Origin of the sequence: Marinomonas sargassi (assembly GCF_025716875.1) — a bacterium.
GTDB classification, from domain to species: Bacteria; Pseudomonadota; Gammaproteobacteria; order Pseudomonadales; family Marinomonadaceae; genus Marinomonas; species Marinomonas sargassi.
Genome location: NZ_JAOVZB010000001.1, coordinates 205,152 through 226,056, shown reverse-complemented (window position 1 = coordinate 226,056; position 20,905 = coordinate 205,152). Strand labels below are relative to the sequence as shown.

Here is a 20,905-nt window from a genome sequence, read left to right as displayed (position 1 = left end):
GTGTTTACTTTGTCGCTGACGGTCTTACCCGTTTTCTTATTATTGCTACTTGGCGCATTTTTCCAACGTTTACGCTTCCCTATGGAAGACTTTTGGCTGGGCGTCGACAAACTATCCTATTGGGTGTTGTTCCCTGCACTATTGTTCCATAACACCTCGCAAATCGACTTTTCTAATCCGCTGTTAGCAAAATATGCGCTTATCCTTTTATGCGCACTATTTGTCACGACACTGTTTGTTTTTTCTAGTACTTGGCTGACAAAGGTGACTGCTCCGGTTGCATCTTCTATGCTTCAGGCTGGCGTACGTTTTAATTCTTTTATTGTGCTGGCATTGTCCGTCACCCTTTACGGCGATGAAGGGTTAAGGCTAGCGACATTAGGCGCCGCTGTGCTTATTCCTTCTATCAATCTGTTATTGATCATCTCCATGGTCATAATGCATGGTAAAACCCCTGAAAATGGCTCTAAGTTGGCTGCTATGCCGAAGCTATTAAGTGGGGCTTTGATCCGTAACCCACTTATTTTGTCTATTTTTCTTGGTTGCCTTGTTAATGTGCTTGGCTTCTCTCCGATTGTATTGGTATCGGATGTGATGGAAATGTTGTCGAGGGCTGCCTTGCCATTAGCGCTTTTGGCTGTGGGGGCGAGCGTTAAATTGAAGGCCATTCGCTCTGTGGGTGTAACCTTTGTACTGTCTTCTATTGCCCGCTTTGTCATTTTTACTGCTGTGATCGGTTTAATGTGCTGGTGGCTAGATATTCGAGGTTTGCCTGCTCTAGTGGCTATGTTGTTTGGCCTTGTTCCTACCGCAACTTCTGGCTATGCCCTTGCACGACAATTGGGCGGTGATAGTGACAAAATTGCTGTGTACATTGCTATGCAGACCTTGTTGTCAGTTTTTACTGTGCCAGTGAGTGTATGGTTAAGTCATTACTTTTTTCTTTAAATTGAGCTCTGCTCATTTCATACAGACCTAAAAAAACCAGACCATAGTTTCTATGGTCTGGCTTTTGATTTTGTTGCTTGCACTTATGCGAACCGTGTTTTAGCCTTGGCTATAAATGTGCTTGTAGCAGTGATTAGTCGCGTCAACAAAACCGTCTACACTACCGCAATCAAAGCGCTTTCCTTTGAATTTATAAGCTAATACACAGCCTTCTTTTGCTTGCTGCAAAATAGCGTCAGTAATCTGAACTTCACCGTTACGACCCGGTGGTGTATTACGGATTTTATCAAAGATATCCGGCGTCAAAATGTAGCGACCAATGATAGCTAGGTTAGATGGTGCTTCTTCTTTACTTGGCTTTTCTACCATGTCAGTAACACGGAATAAACCATCCATCATAGATTCACCCTTGATCACACCATATTTGTGCACTTCGTCTTCTGGTACCTCTTCGATGGCCACAATGGTGCATCGGAACTGGTTGTAGAGTTTTACCATTTGCGCCATGACGCCATCGTCTTCACCAAAACAAAGGTCATCGGCTAAGACAACACCAAATGCTTCGTCACCAATAAGTGGCTCACCTGTAAGAATGGCGTGGCCAAGACCGAGCATGTTGTTTTGGCGCGTGAAAGAGAAGTTAACGTTGTTGATTAGGTGGCGAATACCTTCTAGGTATTGCTCTTTACTAGAACCTGAAATCTGATGTTCAAGTTCGTAACTAATATCAAAGTGGTCAGCAATGGCACGTTTACCACGGCCAGTGACGAATGTAATGTTGTTGAGGCCAGCGGCTTCAGCTTCTTCTACGCCGTACTGTACTAAAGGCTTGTTTACGATAGGAAGCATTTCTTTCGGCATAGACTTGGTGGCCGGTAAAAAGCGAGTACCGTAGCCTGCGACAGGGAATAAACATTTGCGAATCATAAGTATCCTTAAAGTAACATTTCAAAAGTAGTGGTTAATCTAAAGGTTTAACCATTAACCAGTCGATTTTTATTATTGGCGTTAATATAACGTATTTTGTGTGACAGTTTTTATCACCTCGGTTAATCGATCCAATACAGGGGAGTTCAGTTTGTACCAATGCCAATAAAGAGGCAAGGCCAGTTTCTTTGATGGTAATAAAGAAATGAGTGCCTTACTTTCCAGTTGTTTCTGTACTTGGATACTAGGTACTAAAGCACAGACTGTGCCACCCATTACCAGCTCCACAAAACCATGGGAAGAAGGGTACCAATGGTTATTGCGATTATCGGCTTGGATATTTAAGCATTCATTTTGGTATCTGGACCAAAGTTCGTCGTTTTCGTCGAATACCAGAGCCTTTGATTGTAATACATCTTTAAGGTCGTCTTCGTGCTTTATATTTTCTTTAATAAATGCTGGCGTGGCGACGACTTCATAATGCATATAGCCAAGAAAAATAGAGTCTCCACCTGTTACAGGAGTACCGATATCACTTAAGCAAGCGATGACTTCGCCTTTTTGTAATAGTTGTCTTGTCTTCCCCTGATCGGCCGCTTTGATATGCAATTTGGAATTAGGTTGCTGAGCAAATAACCCCATCACCTGAATAAACCAAGTGGCTAGAGAGTCATTATTAACAGCTATGCTAATGGGCTGATTATCAGTTTCTACCTCTAATTCGCTTCTTAACCCTTCCTCTAACATGGCGACTTTATTGAAGTGTGCGAGCATTTTTTCGCCCAATGGCGTTGCTGTAATGGGGCGAGCACGAATAAGCAGAGGTCGTCCACAAGCGTTTTCTAAGCGCTTGATATTTTGCGAAACGGCAGACTGGGTCAGGTTTAAATAGCTTGCCGCTTTGTCAAAGCTTTGAAACCTAAGTACCGCATGTAAGCTAGAAAGCGCTCTATAATCCAACATAATATTTTCTAATGAAGTTTAATTTTAATTAATTTTAATTTATAGATTGAGTGCTTTAAGATCAACCCAAATTTAGTAGGAGAGCACTATGATTGCTTTTATGAGTGGGTTGATAACGGGTGGCGGATTAATTATCGCAGTTGGCGCCCAGAACAGTTTTTTATTGGAGCAGGCACTAAAGCGACACTATGCTTTTCCACTCGCGCTGATGTTTATTCTAAGTGACGTGGTCGCTATTACTTTAGGGGCCTTTGGCTTAGGTTTAATTTTACAAACAAATGAATGGTTGTTTACTTTATCTAAATGGGGGGGCGTTGCTTTCTTAATGTGGTTTGCTTTCGGAAAGCTGCGAGCTTCTTTTCAAGAGGAGCACTTGATTTTAGAGCAATCCTCGAAGCGTCTGGCAGTATGGCCTTTATTTTTAACTGGGTTAGCCGTGACTTGGTTAAATCCACATTTTTATTTAGATACCATGATTTTAATGGGGAGTTTGGCAAATCAATGGCAGAGCGAAAAGTGGCAATTTGTATTCGGTTGTTCGGTAGCTGGTATCGTTTGGTTCTTGCTGTTGGCTCTGGTTGGTCATTTATGTGCCCAATGGCTAGGAAAAGCGTCATTTTGGCGTTGGTTTAATAGGGTAAATGCTTTGTTGATCTTTTCGATCGCGATGAAGATAGCTTTGCAGCCACTTTCATGACTTTTCTCAAGTCTCCAAGGTTTGATTCTTTAATCTGAACCTCAATCGAAGAAAGTAAGTATTTGTTCTGACAATATATTGTCTCTTTATTTTTTACCCCTATATAAGAGAGAATGTCGTTAAAATTCGGAAAGCGCATTCAAATAGATGCGTTTTTCTCATTTCTTCTCTAAACAAGGCACAAGAATGAAATATCAAACACTAATCTGTCTGTGTGTATCTGCATTATTTTCCCCTTTAGCGACAGCTGAAAAAGTAGTGAATGTATATAACTGGTCTGATTATATTGACCCTAGTGTATTAGACAAATTTACTCAGCAAACGGGTATTAAAGTTAACTATGATGTTTATGGTAGTAATTTTGAGTTAGAGAAAAAATTGCAAGCAGGACAATCTGGCTACGATGTTGTTATGCCTTCTAATCACGTATTTGAACGCCAGCTAAAAGCGAATTTTTATCAGAAAATAGATAAAAGCAAGCTAGAAAATATTGGAAACTTAGACCCTGTATTACTTCAACAAATGGAAAAGTACGACCCTAATAACCAATATAATGTTCCTTATGCTTGGGGTACGGTTGGTATTGGTTATAACAAGGCTATGATTGAAGAGCGGTTAGGAACTCAACAAATCGATTCTTGGGATGTGTTTTTTAACCCTGAGGTCGTATCTAAATTAGAAGATTGCGGTGTGACCATGCTGGACGCTCCCGCGGACATGCTGTCTCTAGTAAATCTTTATCGTGGCGTTTACCCAAACAGTGAAGATGAAGACGAATTAGAGAAATCGATAGGCCTGCTTAATAAGATTAGGCCTTACATTCGTAGTATTAACTCCAGTTCGTACATTGCCGATTTAGCGAATGGAGATATTTGCCTTGCTATAGGCTATAACGGTGATGTTTTGCAGTCGCAAATTCAGGCGGAAGAAGTAGGAATTGATATAAACTATGTGATACCTCGTGAAGGCGCTGAAATGTGGTTTGACGTTATGGCGATTCCTGCCGATGCTCCAAACCCAGACGAAGCATTAGCCTTTATTGACTTTATTTTGCAGCCAGAAACGTCAGCTGCTATTTCGAATTATGTTTTCTATGCTATGCCAAATAATGCTGCTGAGCCCTTTCTAGATAAAAGCATTGCTGAGAATACAGGTGTTTATCCCCCTCAAGATGTGAAGGAAAAGCTTTATGTTCAAGTATCTGGTTCAATGGATTACTACCGAACTCAGAGCAAGGCATGGATAGACTTTAAAAATAGCCATTAATAGTCATTAAAAGATAGCCATTGAGATTTTGTTATTGAAAGCAACGGAGCTTAATAGGCTCCGTTTTACGTTACAGTTTTAAGGTGACTTATTAAAAGTCATCTTCAAGGAATTAAGTTGGAGAGTAGTGATTATGGATACCTTGTTAGCAAGCTTTGATATGGTAATTGATCGTTCAGGAATGAGCAGCGATAAGTGGTCAAAATACCCTGAAAATATCATTCCTATGTGGATTGCCGATATGGACTTTGATGCGCCTGACTGTATTAAAGAAGCATTATCTCAACGTATAAATGAAGGTGTGTTTGGTTATACCCATACGCCTAAAGCATTGGTTAGCGCAATTCAAAACCATCTTACTTCACATTACGGTTGGTCTATCTCTTCCGCTTCACTTTCGCATTTACCAGGATTGGTGTGTGCTTTATATATTAGCGTTCGAGCTTTCTCTAATGAAGGGGACAGTGTTGTTGTTCCAGGGCCTGTTTATTTCCATTTAACCAAAGCCCCTATTTTGGCTCAACGAGAACTTACCTCTGTGGATATGGTGGAGGAAAATGGCCGTTGGGTACCCGATATGGCGGCCTTTGAACAAGCCTGTGCAAAACCCAATAGTAAGATGATTCTACTTTGTAACCCTCATAATCCCGGGGGTACGGTATATACCAAGGATGAACTGCTCAGCATTCATGCATTAGCAGAGAAGTACGATTTGATCGTAGTGAGTGATGAAATTCATTGCGACCTGATTTTAGATGACTTGCCCCATGTGCCTTTCGCCAGCTTGAATGCTGACGCTGCTAACCGCAGTATTACTCTAATGGCGCCCAGTAAAACCTTTAATGTTGCTGGCTTAGGATATGCCTTTGCTGTTATTGAAAATGCCAAGGTACGTCAGCGTTTTAACAATGAAAAAGCAGGCCTAGTGCCTTCTCCTAATATGTTGGGCTATACCGCTGCGATAGCCGCTTATGAAGGTGGTCAGGAGTGGCATCAAGCTATGTTGAAGTATCTAGCAACTAACCGTGATTTGTTAGCGGATAGGCTGGCAGCGACACCAATCAAAATGCTGCATATCGAAGCGACTTACCTTGCATGGCTTGATGTGTCTGCTTTGAAACTGGAAAACCCTCATAAATTCTTCCTAGATGCTGGGGTCGGAATGTCCTGTGGCAGTGAGTTTGGTAACCCTGACTTTTTACGTTTGAATTTTGGCTGCCCTAAAGTCACTCTTGAGGAAGTCATATCCCGTATGGAAAAAGCCATTCAGTAACCTATGTGGATAAACTTTTGATCCACCTTAGTAGACTATAATGGTGTTAGCGTTCAAACTTAGCCAGTTTTTATTACCGACTCGGTTTTTGGCAGTCATGCTATTGATGGTACTTATGGAGATAGTCCTATGAAACAGTTTAATTGGGGTGTGGTTGGTACAGGCCAAGCAGCGCATTTATTCGCCAGTGATTTTAGCTACGCTAAAATGGGTGAGCTTAAAGCTGTCGCGTCTCGAGACAAGGCATGTGCCGATCAGTTTGCCGCTGAATTTGATATCGAGCTGGCTTTTGTCGATTACTTTTCTTTAATTAATAGCCCAGAGATAGATGTGGTTTATATAGCCACGCCACACGTTCATCACTATGACCTAGTGAAAGCCTGTATTTTGGCTGGCAAAGCTGTGTTGTGTGAAAAACCCTTCACCTTGAATGAGGCATTATCACAATCACTCTATGATCTAGCATTAGAAAAAAACGTATTCGTTATGGAAGCCATGTGGACACGTTTTAATCCTGTGATTGAACAGGTGTTGGAATGGGTAGAAGAAGGTGAAATCGGTAGCCTTCACAGTGTTCAAGCTAGCTTTCACTTCCTTGCTTCGACAGACCCAAGTCATCGTATTCTGAATCGCGAGTTGGGTGGCGGTGCTTTATTAGATGTCGGTATTTATCCAGTTTTCCTTGCTCAATTGTTATTCGGTAAGCCGGACTTTGTACAAAACCAAGCGGTTATTGGTGATACAGATGTAGATGTTTTCGAGCAAATATTACTAGGCTGGGAAACAGGGCAATTGGCTTCACTCGATGCTTCTATTATTTCTTCTAACCCTAATCGTGCAATTTTATCGGGTGAAAAAGGTTACATTGAAATAGACTCGCCTTGGTATAAAGCCAAATCTTGTCGTCTTGTTGATGAAAGCGGAAATGAGCGTGCTGTCGAGTTTGATTTTTCAGGTAATGGTTTTCAATTTGAAGTTGATGAAGTGAACCGTTGTTTGGAGGAGGGCTTAACTCAAAGTCCGAACCACAGTTGGCAAGACAGCCTTGAACTAATTTCGACATTGGATGAGATACGCCAAGATATGGGTGTTAGCTACCCTTGCGAAGAGCAGGATGATCATCATGATGTTCATGAGCACCACCATGAGCACAGCCATCACAAGCATTAGTTTTTTAGCCTTGCAGCAATAAAAAAGCCCCCAGTAGATAGTACAACTACTGGGGGCACTCAAGTTATTCGCAGTCCAATTGCATGTGTTCAGTTTATTTATCTAAAGTAACTTAGTTCGCTTGCGTGTAGTACTTCAGAGTTTTGAATTGTACTTTTGCTGTTCCAGAGGTTTGGTTATAAACACCGGCTTTGAAATAGTTTTCTAGGTGATCCCAGTAGCCAATATCGTATTTATTTAAGCCTGAGATGGTAGCGCCGTCACGTTTGATGGTTAGCTTGCTATCAGTAACCCTAATTTCAAACTTAACTGGGTCATCTTTATGCTCACCAATGTCTACTTTTAGGTAATTTTTACAGTCTTTACAAGCGTCTTCCTTGATAACAGCCCAGTAGTGATTTTCAATGCCATCTCGTTCTCTTTCCCAGACTAAACGAACTAATGGTTTGTTAATCGCGTTGCTGTTGCCTGATACATCGTGAATTTGCATGAAGGTGATTTCATCAACTTCACCATCTTCTGGGTTAATTACTTCCACTTCTCCGATCATTTTATTCGTGTACGAAGAGTCTGAAGAGTACCATTCATCCATTTGGCGTAGCTCAGAGCGAGCAAGGTAGCCAGTCATTTCAAAAGTCATCCACTTGTTGCCGCTGTCTGGAACATAGAAATAATCATTATAGGCACCAGCGAAGTCACCTTGTTTAATCAAGGTATTGCTGCCAGGAGCTTGGAGCTTGGAGTCATCAAGTACTGATTGGTAACGAGAAGTAGAGTAAGGAGCGCTTTCTGCGAATGTGAAAGACGCGCATGCAAGAGTACCTACCACACAAAGTGGTACGAATATTTTCTTCATATTTTTTACACCTGTTTTTTATTTTTATTTGATTTTTATAAGAAGCCCTAAATGGAAGCATTACAAGAATATGTAACAACGTCTCTTAGGACTTCTGGGAGCAAGTTATAAAATATATTAATAGTAATGTCAATTATTTGTAATACAATCGTAATAATTGAATGATTTTTAGTTAGATTTTTAGTGGCGGTTTACTTAGATTTAAAGTCAAGAATTTCAATTGGTTACTGATTGTTTTCCTAGGTATTTCCTAAGCTAACGCTTCGTTTAATAGCTGAAGGTGGTAAAATATTAACCCCGAAATGGCTATTCCAGGCCCAAAGGGAATCTCTTTGGATTGCTTTCTCTGACTTAACAGATTGAGAGTTATAGCAATGATACAAGCGGCTATAATCGATAAAAAAATGTCTGTAACACCAATTAATGCACCCGTTAGAGCAAGCATTTTAGCATCCCCTAATCCAATGCCTTCAATGCCTCTTAATCGATAAAAGAACCACCGTAGGAAGGCGATAAAACCGTATCCAACCATAGCTCCAATAATATGCCCCTCTAAGTTGTCCCCGTGTATTATTAAGAAGCTAAAAGCTAAACCAAGACCCAATACTATGGTTTCATCAGGGATGTACATATGCTCCCAGTCCACTAGAGCTCCGACTAATATGCAGCCGATGACACCACATATTAAGCCCATAGCAAGTGGGTCATGAATATATAGCCAAGCAGGAATGCAAGCGATCAGAAAAAGCATTGCCAAGCATAGGTGTTTTTGTTTTCTTACAATCAATTCGCTTTTTAACTGATGTAAATCCCATATAGTTGATTGTGGTTGCTTGGTAGCGGCTTCATCTTTAATGTTTAGATACTCTTTAGCATCTGCTTCCCATTGCTTGTAAGCAACTTTAGGCATTTGCGCCGCTACTAAAGATATGAGTATCCCAACAATAAATACTGTAATGACAAATACTATTGCTTCCATATTTTGCTAATCCACCACTAGGGTTAAATTGACTATTCCATTTGCAACGGGAGTAATTTGGAATTCTTCTAACGTCGTGCCTGCTTCTTCTAAGTTCTGGATAAGCTCCAGAACCTTAGTATAAGGGGCATTAAGAAAAACACTCCGAACCTTGCTACTACTAACATTGCTGATGGATTCGGGGTAGAAGCCCAGTTGACTTGTGAGGTCTCTCATAAGATCTTGTAGCTGACTTGCCGTTCTATCCTGAGCCAATACAAGAGAGCTTTTCAAATTGTCTTTATTCGTCTGCAAAGCTAAATTTAATTCTTCTGTTGAGGCAATCTTTTGCTTAATTGCGGCTTTCTCTGCCATTAAAGGCATGAGCACCAAGGCGCTAACGATCAGTACCAATAGCAATGCACTCAAAATCTCAATCAAGATTTTCTCTCTGGGATTACATTGTTTATAGAATTGAATCCCCGCCTTAAGAAAGGTGGAGCGGTTAATTTCAGCAATGAACCAATTTTTAATCATACTCATTGTGTCACCCTTACTTCAAATTCACCGACAACAGTGCGCTCTTCTAACCGATTCCAGCTATTTAGAGTGACGCTTAGTCCTTTGCTTCTTATTTGATCTTCAATACGCTTTAAATCTTGCTGATTTGTTACTTTCCACGCAATAAGGGCTGTGCCACGCCGCCATGATAAGGATTCAATGTAGTTGTTATTCCCCACTTCATTTAAAACGCTCTCAATGGCATGCAAGAAGCCCGTTACATCGGCATTAGCTGGCGTGCCTGTTAGGGCATTTATTTTTGCCTTGATCTGGCGGGGTAGGTCGATGATGCGGTCGTCAGGGAAAATCGTTTGATATTGCATTAAAACGGCCTGATTCAAGTCTTTGGCTTGATTGTTTAAAACGCTGTTTGTGTACATTGCCAAACTCGTCATAATCGTTAAGCCAATAACCGTTAAGCCTAACCAGCTTTTTAGCACTTGCAACCAAGAGGAATGCGTTTCTTTTTTAGCATTAGCTTTTAGGTTGGGCACTATCTTTTTCGAGTCTATGCCCTTAATAACTTCCTCCAAAGAGTACGGAGTAGGTCGAGTCGTGGTGCTTTGATTGAATGAACAAAATATATCCAATGACACACCGATTATCTGCTCTTCTTCGTTTGTATAAATGTAATTCCCAAATTCGACGGGAGCATCCTCTTTAAATGACCTAAGGGGATTTAGTAGTGATTGTGGTGCCAATAGCTTGGTTACAGGCAGCTCCAAAGTACTGATGCACGACTCAACCTTGGCAATAAGTTGCTTGCTTATTGCCACTGTGTAAGCTGTATTGCCTTCTAAGTGATAAGTTAATTTTGTGTCTTCTAAGTTAGTCGCAATCATTGGCTCAATGTGATTACTAATAACAGCGTGCGCGTATTTTGCTGTCTTAGTATTCAGCTCAATGGTATGAAAATGAGTGCTTCCATTGGGTAATAGCACCCATGCTTCAGAAGCTACGCCTTTGTAGTTATTTGAAACTGTGTTAATCCACAGGTTCACATCATTAATACTAGCGTTATCTATTTTTTCGCTAACCTCAGTCTCTAATAAGGCTGTGCCATCAAATATATAGTCTTCTTCCTCTGATAAACTGAGCTTGGCTTGTAGAACAAATAACAGGCCGTTACTGTTTTTACTCATAACTATTATCCTTGAGGTTGAAACGTTGCTTCATGTAAGTATTGGGCGGCAGAAAAGCGCGACTACTGGATTTAATAATGTCGTTTTCATCTTTTGAGACCAGAGTCTGCAGCCAATAGATTTGATCTTTAGTGGTTAACTTTACCAGTCCGAAAACATCGTTTGTTCTCGTTGACCATAGTGCTTCCTCAAGTTTTATATTTTCAAAGCTCTGATCCCCATGGAATTCACTCAAGTTAGAAAATGGCTTGTCTTGTTGGCGTCCTACAATCAGTTTTGCTTGCTCTTCTGATAAGTCTTCAAGGGTCGCTAGTAAAACTTCTTTGGGAGCTGTGTTTAAGTTAATCGTAGATTTTGTGCTATCTACCGCACAAATAAAGGGAAGTACCTTATTAAATTCCGTCGTATTTAAGTTTAAAAGAGGCCACTCAGAATCACCTTGAACACTACCGTTTGGCGTTCGGTATGAGGTAGATTTTGCAATATAAAAAGCGTCCTCAGCACCAGATAAGCTGGTTTGTCCATCTAGATCAATCCAGTCCTTAATGACACCGACCCAACTTGAAAAGCCAGAGCCATTTACATTATCCGATAAACGCATCAAGGCATTGTGTGTTTCAAGCACTTGCTCTCCATCTGTAAACTTATTTACGTTAATACAACTATTAAAATCTGTTACCAAGATATCTAGATTGCCTCCCTCAATGTCAAAGCTGACGCTACTTAATATTCTACCGTTACGTCCCGGCCATTCATTTAGGAGTAATTGGTTTTCAATCCAAGCTTCACCTGCTAATAGATACTCGGTTCGAGTTTCGGTGTTGATTTGGCTATCCAACAGCTTACTTGTGTGATTAACATGCAAATGTGTTTTGCTGACAAAAGTCGTGACAATGGCAAGCGCGATCAAGCTAAGCAGCAGGGTTGAGCCTTTTTGTTTTATATTCAACTTCATTTTTTTATCTCTTACCCATATTGCTTTATCTATCTATATCTGAGTTTAAGTAAGTACTCACTATGGCGGTGTTAAAATACTTAATAGTGTTAACGTGAGGAAATCGTGTTCCTAGATTGATACGAAGGCAGCTCGACAATCATATTTAATGGTGCTGTGTCATGAATTTGAATGGTCACCTTCACAGCCACAGGTGTTGAGTTTTCTACTCTGCTGTCCCATGTGGGGTGCCAATTCAGGTCATAGCCCATGTATTCCGCTTTGAAACTGGTGACATTCTCAAACACTTTAGTTTTCTTTGAATCATTAGCTCTATCTAACACTTGATAATAATTTCGGTTTAATTGATTCCCTGCAAAAGCCAGATTCACTCTCTGATTTGTACTACGTTCGTCATCGGTTGGATTCGGCCAACCCGCTTTGGTAAAGGTTAAGCTATCTGGCATTCCTATAAATGCGCTTTCGATAAAACCAGAAGTATCCCTAACGGAGCGATTCATCACCTGAAGCAGATCTTGTCTAATTCTGGTTAGAATTTGAAAATTTGCCTCCAAAGATTTCGATTGCTTTTGAACCGTATTTTTAACCTTATTACTGTTGACGATTTGGTCGCTAATGGCGATTCCCACCACGCTCATAATCACCAATGAGATAAGTGTTTCTACTAGAATGTAGCCGCTCATTTTTTTCATCGGATTAACCCTGTCGCTAGGTAAATCTTCGATGAATGTACCGCTTTAGTAGGTGCGACCTTAAGTGCTATGTCTAGATTCAACCGAGTTAGGCTGCCAGTTGATTTCTCTATGGATGTATCTATCAGCCAAACATGACCGCCTTGCTCAACCTCACTTTGACCTAAATTTATTCTCGTTTTATGGTGAGCCAGAATCTTCAGCTCCGCTGCTCTATTTTGTGCCACTAAAATGGCGAGGCTCTTCACTCGCATTTTGTCAGTACTATTTAAAGCGAGGCTATGGGATGAATGTGCCATGACCCCAAGCATGGAAAGAATGACAATAGAAACCAAACTTTCGACTAGGGTAAAACCTCGCGATTTCTTATTTGATTTTAATGTCATTGATTCCGTCTCCATAAAGGGTCTTAGAATACGCCTCGTTGCTTATCACTAACTCAAAAGGGGTATATTCCCCACTGGACATAAAGTAAATTTTGCCTGAGTGGCTACTGCCATTTAGGTTTTTTAGCGATATTGCATAGCTAACGTCTTCGATGTTGCTGAAGAGGTTGTGGTCTTCCACCCACTGGTCGAATTTCATAGAGAAAACTGACCATTCTCCTTCTGGGGATGTGATCACTTGAAAAGATTTAGTATTCAACCAACTTTCGTCAAAGAGCCTTTGCAGTTCTTGCCTTACCAAAAAGCCAGTTTTCTCAATTGCCCCTTTATCTTGATTAGGAATTAGGCTGGGCACAGATAGACCGGCAATAATGGCTATGATGGTCAAGGCAATAAGAACTTCTAATAAACCGAAGCCACGTTGCTTACTAACCCTCTTCATACCTATAGCTCGCTGGAAAGTATGTCCGCAGCTGTATCTTCACCACCGGATACGCCATCGGAACCATAGGAAATAATTTCAAATGGACCTGTAGAGCCCGGGCTAATATAGAGAAAATCATTGCCCCAACCATCCTTAGGCAGTTTTCGCATATAACCATCGGATGACCAGTTATTTGCTTGCGGGTAGCCGCTTGGCTTTTCGACAAGCGCATCCAGCCCCTGATTTGTCGATGGGAATACTTGGTTATCAAGTTTGTACATGCTTAACGCCGTGACAATGCTAGATATTTGCGCTTTTGTAGCGGCTACTTTTGCTGTGTCGCCCCGTGAGAATAAAGTAGGGGCGGCCAATGTGGCGATGATGGATAAAATCGCCACGGTAATTAATACCTCGAGTAAGCCAAAACCAGCTTGTTTTTTGCGACCTGCGAATCTTGTTTTTTTCATGACTAGTACCTTTTAACGTTAACCTATAAATGAGCTCATATTCATAATTGGCAACATGATTGCCAAAGCGATTAATAACACTGCACCACCCATAAAAATGAGAAGGATGGGATTGATCAGTGAAATTGCCGCATTCGTGATATTGTGTATTTCTTTACTTTGCTCGACGCAGGCTTTTTCTAACATAGCGCCAAGCTGCTCTGAGCGTTCTCCTGATTCAATTAAATGCATCATCATAGATGGTAATATATTGGTGTCCCTGAGTTGTTTAGACAAAGTTTTACCCTTCGAAACCTCACTCAAGACTCCCTCTAGCCTGTCTTTAATTTCTTTATTGCTGAGTGATGCGCCCGAAATTGACATAGCTTGTGAGAGTGGGATACCAGCATTAACCAGCATAGAAAGTGTTGAAATATAGTTTGTACTTTCGATGGTTTTAATTACCTTGCCAAGCAATGGCAGACATAACTTGAACTGGTCAATTTTTAGCCGGATATTAGCTTTTCTAGATAACAAGGAATACACCGCAATCAGTGCTGCGAGGCTCAAAATAATCCATGCCCAATAGGTGACTAATAATTGACTTAGAGTCATCATGACAGAGGTTAGGGGGGGCAAAGCTTGGCTTTGATCTTGGTATGTGTCCACTATGTCTGGCATAACAAAACCGAGCAAATAGCCTGTGATCAGCAAGGATAAAGTGACCAAGATACTAGGGTATAACATTGCCAACTTGATCTTTTGGTTGTTTGAGTAGTGGTTTTCACTGTGCTCAGCCAATCTGAGCAGTACCTTGTTTAAGGTGCCTGATTCTTCGCTTGCCTCAATACTTGCAAGATAAAGGGGAGGGAAAGACTTCGGGTAATCGCCTAAAGCTGAAGATAAGGTTTTACCTTCCCGTACCGCCTTAGTTGTATTATCAATCATCTTTCTCATGCTTTTATCTTTGGTTTGTTCAGCAGCGATGACCATGGCTTGGTCAAGAGGCAAATTAGGGCTTACCAATGTGGAAAGTGTTCTAAATAAAATACTCCTTTGCTTTGGGTTCATAGCATAGGAATGCTTTTTATTTTTTGTGGCAGAGTGGGTGGCCTTTATCTGAATCGGCACCAAGCCTTTGTCTCTAATTTTTTGGCGTAGATCTGCTTCGCTGGTAGCCTCAAGCGTCCCTTTTACTTTTTTGCCAGCGGCATCAACTGCGGTATATGCAAATGTATTCATCGTTAATTCACCATGGCTTCGCTAACGTCTACGACACGGAGAATTTCATCAATGCTTGTTACACCATGACCGACCTTAATAAAGCCCTTTTCAATAAGAGATTCCCCCTTTGCGATGGCTGCTTTTTCAATGTCTAATTCATTTACATTGGCATTGATTAAGGCTCTTATTTCATTGTTCATAATCAGGAATTCATAAATAGCCACTCGGCCTTTATAGCCTTCAAACTCACACTCAAGACAGCCTTTGTGTGTGTAATGGTGTGCCCCTTCATCGAGTAGTCCTTCGAACTTTTTAGCCAGATCTGGGGTAACTTTGTGTTCTTCTTTGCAATGTGGACATAACAGCCTAATCAGACGCTGTGAAATAACGCCCTGCAAGGACGAGCTGATGTAGTGGCGCTCCACCTGCATCTTAACTAAGCGAGAGATGGTACCAACGGCTGAATTGGTATGAATGGAGGATAAAGTAAGGTGCCCTGTGGTGGAGGACTGTAAGGCGAAATCGGCGGTTTCGTTATCGCGAATTTCACCTAATAAAATGACGTTGGGGTATTGTCGAACGACGGAACGCAGAGCCTTCGCAAAGGTGTATCCAGCCTCAGGCGACACTTGAGTTTGTACTATGCCAGTCCCTTTCATTCGATACTCGACGGGGTTTTCAATGGTAATAATGCTTTTGTCTGGTGTATTCAGCATTTTTATACCCGCGTACATGCTCGTTGTTTTACCGCTGCCTGTTGGGCCTGCCAGTAGCACTACGCCTTTAGGCCTTGTCATTAGGTATTCAAATTTTTTACGCTCTGAATCAGATAAACCAAGATCCTCTATATCCTTTTGCATATCGTCGGCTGGAAGTAAGCGAATAGAGACCCTTTCGCCGAATATAGAAGGTAAGGTGGAGATCCTTGTGTCAAAAGGTCTGCCTAGAAAAGACATAGTTACTGCGCCGTCTTGAGGCATTTTTTTAACGAAGGTATCGAGCTTTGCCATGATCTTAATGCGAGCAATAATGGCTTGAGCTACCCCTATCGGTACGCTGGTAATGTCTTTGTAACGGCCATCAATGACAAATCGAATAACCAATTTGTCTGCTGTGGATTCCAATGCAATATCATTGGCCTGCTTCTTAACTGCTTGGCTGAAGATGGCATTTACAAACACAATGATTTCCGAGTTCTCTTCACTGTATGAAATTTCAGCGCGTTCATTAAATTCATTGGCGGCGTCGTTCAAATCAATGTCAGCTTCTAAACCTTTGGTTAGGGTGCTTTCACCTTTCTCATGGTAATGATTCGCCTTGTGAGTCTCGAATTCGTTTTTAGAAAGAAACTGAATATCAAGCTTGTTGCCATGAACTCTTATTAGTTCTGCAACGGCGGCCATTTTGGCATCCGGAGAAGCGATAATTTGTAGCTTGCCGTCCTTGTTAGCTATCAATACATCATTCTTCTCTACAAATGTTCTAGAGATTAAATCTATTGGGTTAGCCATATCAGTTAAATAACCCTTCTACGGTTGCTGGGCGTGTTTCTCCACTAGGTAAGCGCATCTCGATAGACTTAAACTGTCGGTAACTGTTTTCAGTGACCGCTTTAATATGCTTTCTATCGCGGAGAATAGTAGGGCGGATATAAACCACTAGATTTTGACTCACTAGCTGAGTCGAGCTACTACGAAATAAAGCCCCAAATAGTGGGATATCACCTAGAACAGGAACTTTTTGATTAATGACTTCTTCATCATTTTTGAAGAGGCCACCTAAAAACAATACCTCGCCGTCTGGAACGATTACATCGGTAACTATTTCGCGTTTTGTGGTGATAAAGCCAAGGGTGGAAACTTCGGATGATACCGCTTCTACCACTTGAGAAACCTCTAACCGAACTTCATTGTTTGCATTAATATGGGGGGTTACTTGAAGTGTTAACCCAACATCTTGGCGTTCTGTAATAGTGAATGGGTTCCCTGTGGTATCGTTATAAGAGCCTGTTTCAACTGGAATGTTCTGTCCGACAAGAACTTTACCAATTTTGTTATCCATTACTGTAATAGAAGGGTTTGATAGCAGATTTGCAGCGGAGCTACTGTCGATGGCTTGCAATATACCACCTAGGTTGAATTTACCGTCGCTAAAGACGGCGCCGATGGTACCACCGTTCGTTAGCGTTGGCGTACCAGAAGCAATACTCGTTGCTATTGAGGAAATACTGTTTCCCGCTGAGGTGAAATTGGTGCCAGCTACGGGAGTAGAGGTGCCATCAGTTCCGCCCAAGAGCCATTGAATTCCTGCTTCTTCAATATTGTCCATATTGATTTCTGCAATTACTGCATCGATTTTTACTTGTGCTCGCGGCACGTCCATCTCTTCAATAACAGGTGATATTTCTCCCATAATGCTGGGGTCTGCACGTACCACTAATTGGTTCACATCTTTATCAGCCACAACCATGGATGCGGTATTTTGCTCTTCTGTGCTGCTGGGGTTAGATAATAAGCTTGAAATAAGCGTTGCTGTTGTTTCAGCATCTGCGTATCTCAAAGGAATGACATGCAAGCGTGAAGATCTTGTTGTCTCAACATCCAGTTCTGAGATAAGTGCTTCTAGATTGTTTAAATTTTCATCCTTACCTTGCAGTATTAAACGATTGGTACGTTCGTCTGCAGTGACTTTGGTGCCATTAGCTGCCCCTTGATTGGATTGCTCGGATGAGTTTTGTGAGCCGCCGCTAATGGAACTCAGAGTTTCCAACATATCACTTGCCCAAGCGTGTTTTAAGTTAACCACTCGAATGTTTAGATCTGTTGCCTTATCTAGGTTTTGAATCAGCTTTTCTAATTCACGAATATTCTCTGCGTGGTCGCTTACAATGAGTGCATTCATGTCATTTGCTGAAGCTATATGCCCAAAAGAAGGAATGAGAGGGCGTAAAATTGGGACTAAATCGGAAGCAACTGCGTTTTGTATCGGGATGATCTGCGTAATTAAGATGGAACCTGTGACCTTGCCTTCTTCATCGAAGTATATGCCGTTAGATTTGGCTTTGTTTTCCGGCAAGATTTTAATCCCACTCTCTGTTTGAATAGCCGTATAACCATGCACAGACAAAACAGAAAAAAACAGCTGAATCACTCCCTCTTTATCTAACGACTTGTCGGATAAGATGCTGATTTTGCCTGTTACATTAGGATCAATAATGAAAGTCTTACCAGTAATGCTGGATACTTGATTTAAAAAGGCTCGAATATCAACACTCTTATGGTTGATTGTCCAAGTTGGAGAAAGTTGTAGATTGTTTTTCTCTAGAGCCCCTTCAGCAAGCAATGGTGAAGACATAGTAAAGGTGGCTAAAATAAGAGCCAAAATGTTAAGCGTTGTGTTGATCAATTTCATGTAATGCCTACTTAAAACTATAATTTTATTTTTGTTATTTATGATCAAAAGCTCCCCCAATCTGAACAATTAGCTGTTCTAGGATACTGAAGATCATTTACTAGTTTTGATGCACTGATTCCGTTCACTGACGTCATTCCACCAAATACAATAGAAGTATTAGGTGGGGTTTATGGTGTTCTGTTATTTATTGCCCTATATGATTTGTTTCCAGTGCTGAAAATGTCTTTGCAATGGACTGAGAGGGTGTAGTATCAGATTCAAAAATCACTTCTTCTTGACTTGAGAAGCTAAGCTTTTCGAGTTGCCCATTACGCTCAATCACGACAAACTCATCTCGAACCTCCGATAAAGTTACTCCAGATGCGAACTCTTCGGATACCAATACAGTTCTTTCTTCTCGACCATCGATGAGCAAAATAGCCATTGCTTGCTCTGGGATAGAGGATGTCATTACACCTTGTAAAGAAATATTCAGGCTAGTTTCTTCCATTAACTGGTGTGACTGAGATTGCCTGCCAAATAAGTTGCCACTCGCTGTATGATTATGCGTTGTGCGTTTGGTTTTTTTGTCTGGTTCATGGGCTGCTACGGGAGCGGATGGTGTAATAGAGTCAATAGCCACATAGTAGCTGCCGGCTCCTACCGCTATCGTAAATATACTCACCTTTAATAATGCTAACTTCATAATCTTATTATTCTCTGTTTAACTTCTTCGCCTTAGTCTCTCGACCAACCAGACAACCACTCATGTCAGTTAGAAGGGACTAAATGCTTTCAGAACAGCGTGGATAAACCGAACTGAAAGTAATTGCTTAAGCTCGATAGACTAGTGTCACTGCTGAATACACTATTGTTTTTATATTGACCATAAATGTTGATGCCCGTGTAAAGGTTATAATCTAGGCCAATGGTTGTTGTGAGCTCGCTAAGCTCTGAATTGCTGGAATCAAATGATAAAAAAGTAGGACGTGTTTCAGCACTAGCAAATACACTCAAAGCAGTCATGAATTGATGGTGAATGGTTAAAGAAAAATCAAAACCAGTGCGTTCATAACCAGTGTCTTTGGTTCGGCTAATAGAGGCTGTCATTTCGCCTCCCCAATTAGACTTGGTTAAATCGCTCATGTTGTAAGCAATAACCCCAAAGGATTCTAGTTTTCGACTGCTTGTGAGACTTTCGGTGGAATAGTACAGGCCGGAGTAAATTGTTTTTTCAACGTCTTGCGCATGCCCAATAGACACTAGATAGCCATTTTCAACACCGCTCTCAGCTCGTAGTAAGAGGGATGCTGGTACCAATATATCTTCTTGTGCTTGTGCGACTTGAATAGATAAGAGAGAAGACAGACATAGTAAACAGTATAGCTTCTTCTCTAGAAGCGTCTTTAATGTATTGATATTCAAAGTATTATTCTTATTTTTATAGTTGTTAGTTATTGCTCGCCGTACATTATATGGGGCGTAGCTTATTATTGTATTTGTTATATTTTAATATAAATGTTTATTATGCCGTGTATTAGGTATTTTAAAAAGCACTTAATTTAAACAAGTGGTTAAAAATGTGCAGAGGCTTTGAGTAAGTGCATGGCCATAAAGTCATAGAGGTTGCTTTATTGCAGAGACAAAAAAGCCAAAGTGGGGACCACTTTGGCTTTTTTTAATAGTCATCAATGTCCTACTAAGTAAGGAATTGAAAGGCTATAAGTCTTACTCACCTAAATGTTGATTTAGTAAAGGCAGTAGTGCTTTGAATAAACGTGGTGCTGCACAAACAACATTGCCTTCTTTCACACTTGGTGAACCGTTAAAGCCTGCGAATAAACAGCCTGCTTCAGTAGCTAGGAATAAAGGTGCTTGCGTTTCCCACTCACGAAGCTGAAGACCCCATGCACCGTCCAAGCGGCCCGCAGCCACATTCGCTAGCATAAGTGCAGGAGAATCTTGCATCACAACGCGTGCGCCTTGCTCAGCAACTTTAGTAAGAACAGTAAATTGATCGGCAAGGTAAGCTTGAGTGCTTTCTGTTGCAGGGAATTGAGCGCCTAGCGTTGTATTATCTAGTGCGCGTGCAGAGGTACTGCGAATTCGAGAATTGTTTAGGTAAGCGCCACGGCCTTTACTCGCATAGAACTCATCTCTTGTGTGAGGGTTGAGTACTAGAGCGTGCTCCACTTTACCGGCAACCAAATAGCTCATTGTAATGACGTGACCAGTTAGGCCGCGTGAGAAAAGATGCTGACCTTGAATAGCGTCGATGATCCACTCGCCTTCAGTACCTTCTTGAACCGTACCTTGTAGGCGGGTTGTGATGGTGTCTTCTGGGTACGCTTTTTCTAGGTGATAAACAATGCTGCGTTCTGCACCAGTGCAAACCGTTGTGTAGAACTGATCTGCTGATTGACCTTGTTCCTTGTCAAACAATAATTTTTCTTGTGAGTGAACTATATATTCTGCTGCAGTACGAGCCGCTTTAAGCGCGACATTGATTTTAGGTTGCATAATTTACCGTCAATATTTTCGTCATTAGAATGCACTCATTGCCAATAGGACAATAAGTTGCCGATTAAAGTGTTAAAGAGCGTGCGCCACGTCCATACCCTTGA

22 protein-coding genes are annotated in these 20,905 nt (G+C 41.2%); 5 read left to right on the top strand and 17 right to left on the bottom strand.

Annotated features, from left to right (window positions below; translation table 11 throughout):
- Positions 1 to 948, top strand: coding sequence for an AEC family transporter (locus tag OFY17_RS01110; protein ID WP_263528846.1), 948 nt, complete (start codon positions 1 to 3; stop codon positions 946 to 948).
- A 99-nt stretch (positions 949 to 1,047) separates the two neighbouring features.
- On the opposite strand, the gene galU is transcribed toward OFY17_RS01110, so the two are convergent.
- Both galU and OFY17_RS01100 read right to left on the bottom strand, forming a co-directional pair.
- Complete coding sequence (gene galU / locus OFY17_RS01105; RefSeq protein ID WP_263528845.1) at positions 1,048 to 1,875, bottom strand: UTP--glucose-1-phosphate uridylyltransferase GalU; 828 nt, start codon at positions 1,873 to 1,875, stop codon at positions 1,048 to 1,050.
- An 81-nt stretch (positions 1,876 to 1,956) separates the two neighbouring features.
- Positions 1,957 to 2,838: an ArgP/LysG family DNA-binding transcriptional regulator gene (locus OFY17_RS01100; protein ID WP_263528844.1), complete on the bottom strand. Its 882-nt coding sequence runs from the start codon at positions 2,836 to 2,838 to the stop codon at positions 1,957 to 1,959.
- Between the two features lie 88 nt (positions 2,839 to 2,926).
- Between OFY17_RS01100 and OFY17_RS01095 the strand changes: the two genes are divergently transcribed.
- The 4 genes from OFY17_RS01095 (at position 2,927) to OFY17_RS01080 (ending at position 7,244) form a co-directional block, all read left to right on the top strand.
- Positions 2,927 to 3,535 carry a LysE/ArgO family amino acid transporter gene (locus tag OFY17_RS01095; RefSeq protein ID WP_263528843.1) on the top strand — a complete coding sequence of 203 codons (609 nt, stop codon included), beginning with the start codon at positions 2,927 to 2,929 and terminating at the stop codon, positions 3,533 to 3,535.
- Between the two features lie 186 nt (positions 3,536 to 3,721).
- Positions 3,722 to 4,801: a polyamine ABC transporter substrate-binding protein gene (locus OFY17_RS01090; RefSeq protein ID WP_263528842.1), complete on the top strand. Its 1,080-nt coding sequence runs from the start codon at positions 3,722 to 3,724 to the stop codon at positions 4,799 to 4,801.
- Between the two features lie 133 nt (positions 4,802 to 4,934).
- Positions 4,935 to 6,074 (top strand): MalY/PatB family protein, encoded by a 1,140-nt coding sequence (locus OFY17_RS01085; RefSeq protein WP_263528841.1) that lies wholly within the window; start codon positions 4,935 to 4,937, stop codon positions 6,072 to 6,074.
- A gap of 129 nt (positions 6,075 to 6,203) precedes the next feature.
- A complete protein-coding gene (locus OFY17_RS01080; protein WP_263528840.1) occupies positions 6,204 to 7,244 on the top strand; it encodes a Gfo/Idh/MocA family protein in 1,041 nt (346 codons plus the stop codon).
- A 112-nt stretch (positions 7,245 to 7,356) separates the two neighbouring features.
- On the opposite strand, the gene OFY17_RS01075 is transcribed toward OFY17_RS01080, so the two are convergent.
- The 15 genes from OFY17_RS01075 to OFY17_RS01005 form a co-directional block, all read right to left on the bottom strand.
- Entirely contained in the window at positions 7,357 to 8,100 is a 744-nt protein-coding gene (locus OFY17_RS01075; protein WP_263528839.1) for a polysaccharide lyase family 7 protein, read from the bottom strand.
- A gap of 250 nt (positions 8,101 to 8,350) precedes the next feature.
- A complete protein-coding gene (locus OFY17_RS01070; protein ID WP_263528838.1) occupies positions 8,351 to 9,079 on the bottom strand; it encodes a prepilin peptidase in 729 nt (242 codons plus the stop codon).
- A 6-nt stretch (positions 9,080 to 9,085) separates the two neighbouring features.
- Positions 9,086 to 9,601 carry a type II secretion system protein M gene (locus tag OFY17_RS01065; RefSeq protein WP_263528837.1) on the bottom strand — a complete coding sequence of 172 codons (516 nt, stop codon included), beginning with the start codon at positions 9,599 to 9,601 and terminating at the stop codon, positions 9,086 to 9,088.
- On the bottom strand, positions 9,598 to 10,761 hold the full coding sequence (locus tag OFY17_RS01060) for a GspL/Epsl periplasmic domain-containing protein (protein WP_263528836.1): 1,164 nt from the start codon (positions 10,759 to 10,761) through the stop codon (positions 9,598 to 9,600). Before OFY17_RS01060 ends, OFY17_RS01065 begins: the two co-directional genes overlap by 4 nt.
- Positions 10,754 to 11,716: a type II secretion system minor pseudopilin gene (locus tag OFY17_RS01055; protein ID WP_263528835.1), complete on the bottom strand. Its 963-nt coding sequence runs from the start codon at positions 11,714 to 11,716 to the stop codon at positions 10,754 to 10,756. Before OFY17_RS01055 ends, OFY17_RS01060 begins: the two co-directional genes overlap by 8 nt.
- An 89-nt stretch (positions 11,717 to 11,805) precedes the next feature.
- Complete coding sequence (gspJ, locus tag OFY17_RS01050) at positions 11,806 to 12,408, bottom strand: type II secretion system minor pseudopilin GspJ (protein ID WP_263528834.1); 603 nt, start codon at positions 12,406 to 12,408, stop codon at positions 11,806 to 11,808.
- Positions 12,405 to 12,794 (bottom strand): type II secretion system GspH family protein, encoded by a 390-nt coding sequence (locus tag OFY17_RS01045; protein ID WP_263528833.1) that lies wholly within the window; start codon positions 12,792 to 12,794, stop codon positions 12,405 to 12,407. The genes gspJ and OFY17_RS01045 overlap by 4 nt, the downstream gene beginning before the upstream one ends.
- Complete coding sequence (locus tag OFY17_RS01040; RefSeq protein ID WP_263528832.1) at positions 12,775 to 13,236, bottom strand: prepilin-type N-terminal cleavage/methylation domain-containing protein; 462 nt, start codon at positions 13,234 to 13,236, stop codon at positions 12,775 to 12,777. The genes OFY17_RS01045 and OFY17_RS01040 overlap by 20 nt, the downstream gene beginning before the upstream one ends.
- A gap of 2 nt (positions 13,237 to 13,238) precedes the next feature.
- A complete protein-coding gene (gene gspG / locus OFY17_RS01035; RefSeq protein WP_263528831.1) occupies positions 13,239 to 13,685 on the bottom strand; it encodes a type II secretion system major pseudopilin GspG in 447 nt (148 codons plus the stop codon).
- 18 nt (positions 13,686 to 13,703) lie between these two features.
- Entirely contained in the window at positions 13,704 to 14,906 is a 1,203-nt protein-coding gene (locus OFY17_RS01030; RefSeq protein ID WP_263528830.1) for a type II secretion system F family protein, read from the bottom strand.
- Between the two features lie 2 nt (positions 14,907 to 14,908).
- Entirely contained in the window at positions 14,909 to 16,399 is a 1,491-nt protein-coding gene (locus OFY17_RS01025) for a GspE/PulE family protein (RefSeq protein WP_263528829.1), read from the bottom strand.
- Between the two features lies 1 nt (position 16,400).
- Entirely contained in the window at positions 16,401 to 18,299 is a 1,899-nt protein-coding gene (gene gspD / locus OFY17_RS01020) for a type II secretion system secretin GspD (RefSeq protein ID WP_263528828.1), read from the bottom strand.
- Positions 18,300 to 18,486: 187 nt separating this feature from the next.
- On the bottom strand, positions 18,487 to 18,987 hold the full coding sequence (locus tag OFY17_RS01015) for a type II secretion system protein N (protein WP_263528827.1): 501 nt from the start codon (positions 18,985 to 18,987) through the stop codon (positions 18,487 to 18,489).
- An 89-nt stretch (positions 18,988 to 19,076) separates the two neighbouring features.
- On the bottom strand, positions 19,077 to 19,706 hold the full coding sequence (locus OFY17_RS01010; protein ID WP_263528826.1) for a hypothetical protein: 630 nt from the start codon (positions 19,704 to 19,706) through the stop codon (positions 19,077 to 19,079).
- Positions 19,707 to 20,009: 303 nt separating this feature from the next.
- Positions 20,010 to 20,801: an inositol monophosphatase family protein gene (locus OFY17_RS01005; protein WP_263528825.1), complete on the bottom strand. Its 792-nt coding sequence runs from the start codon at positions 20,799 to 20,801 to the stop codon at positions 20,010 to 20,012.
- Between the last annotated feature and the right edge of the window lie 104 nt (positions 20,802 to 20,905).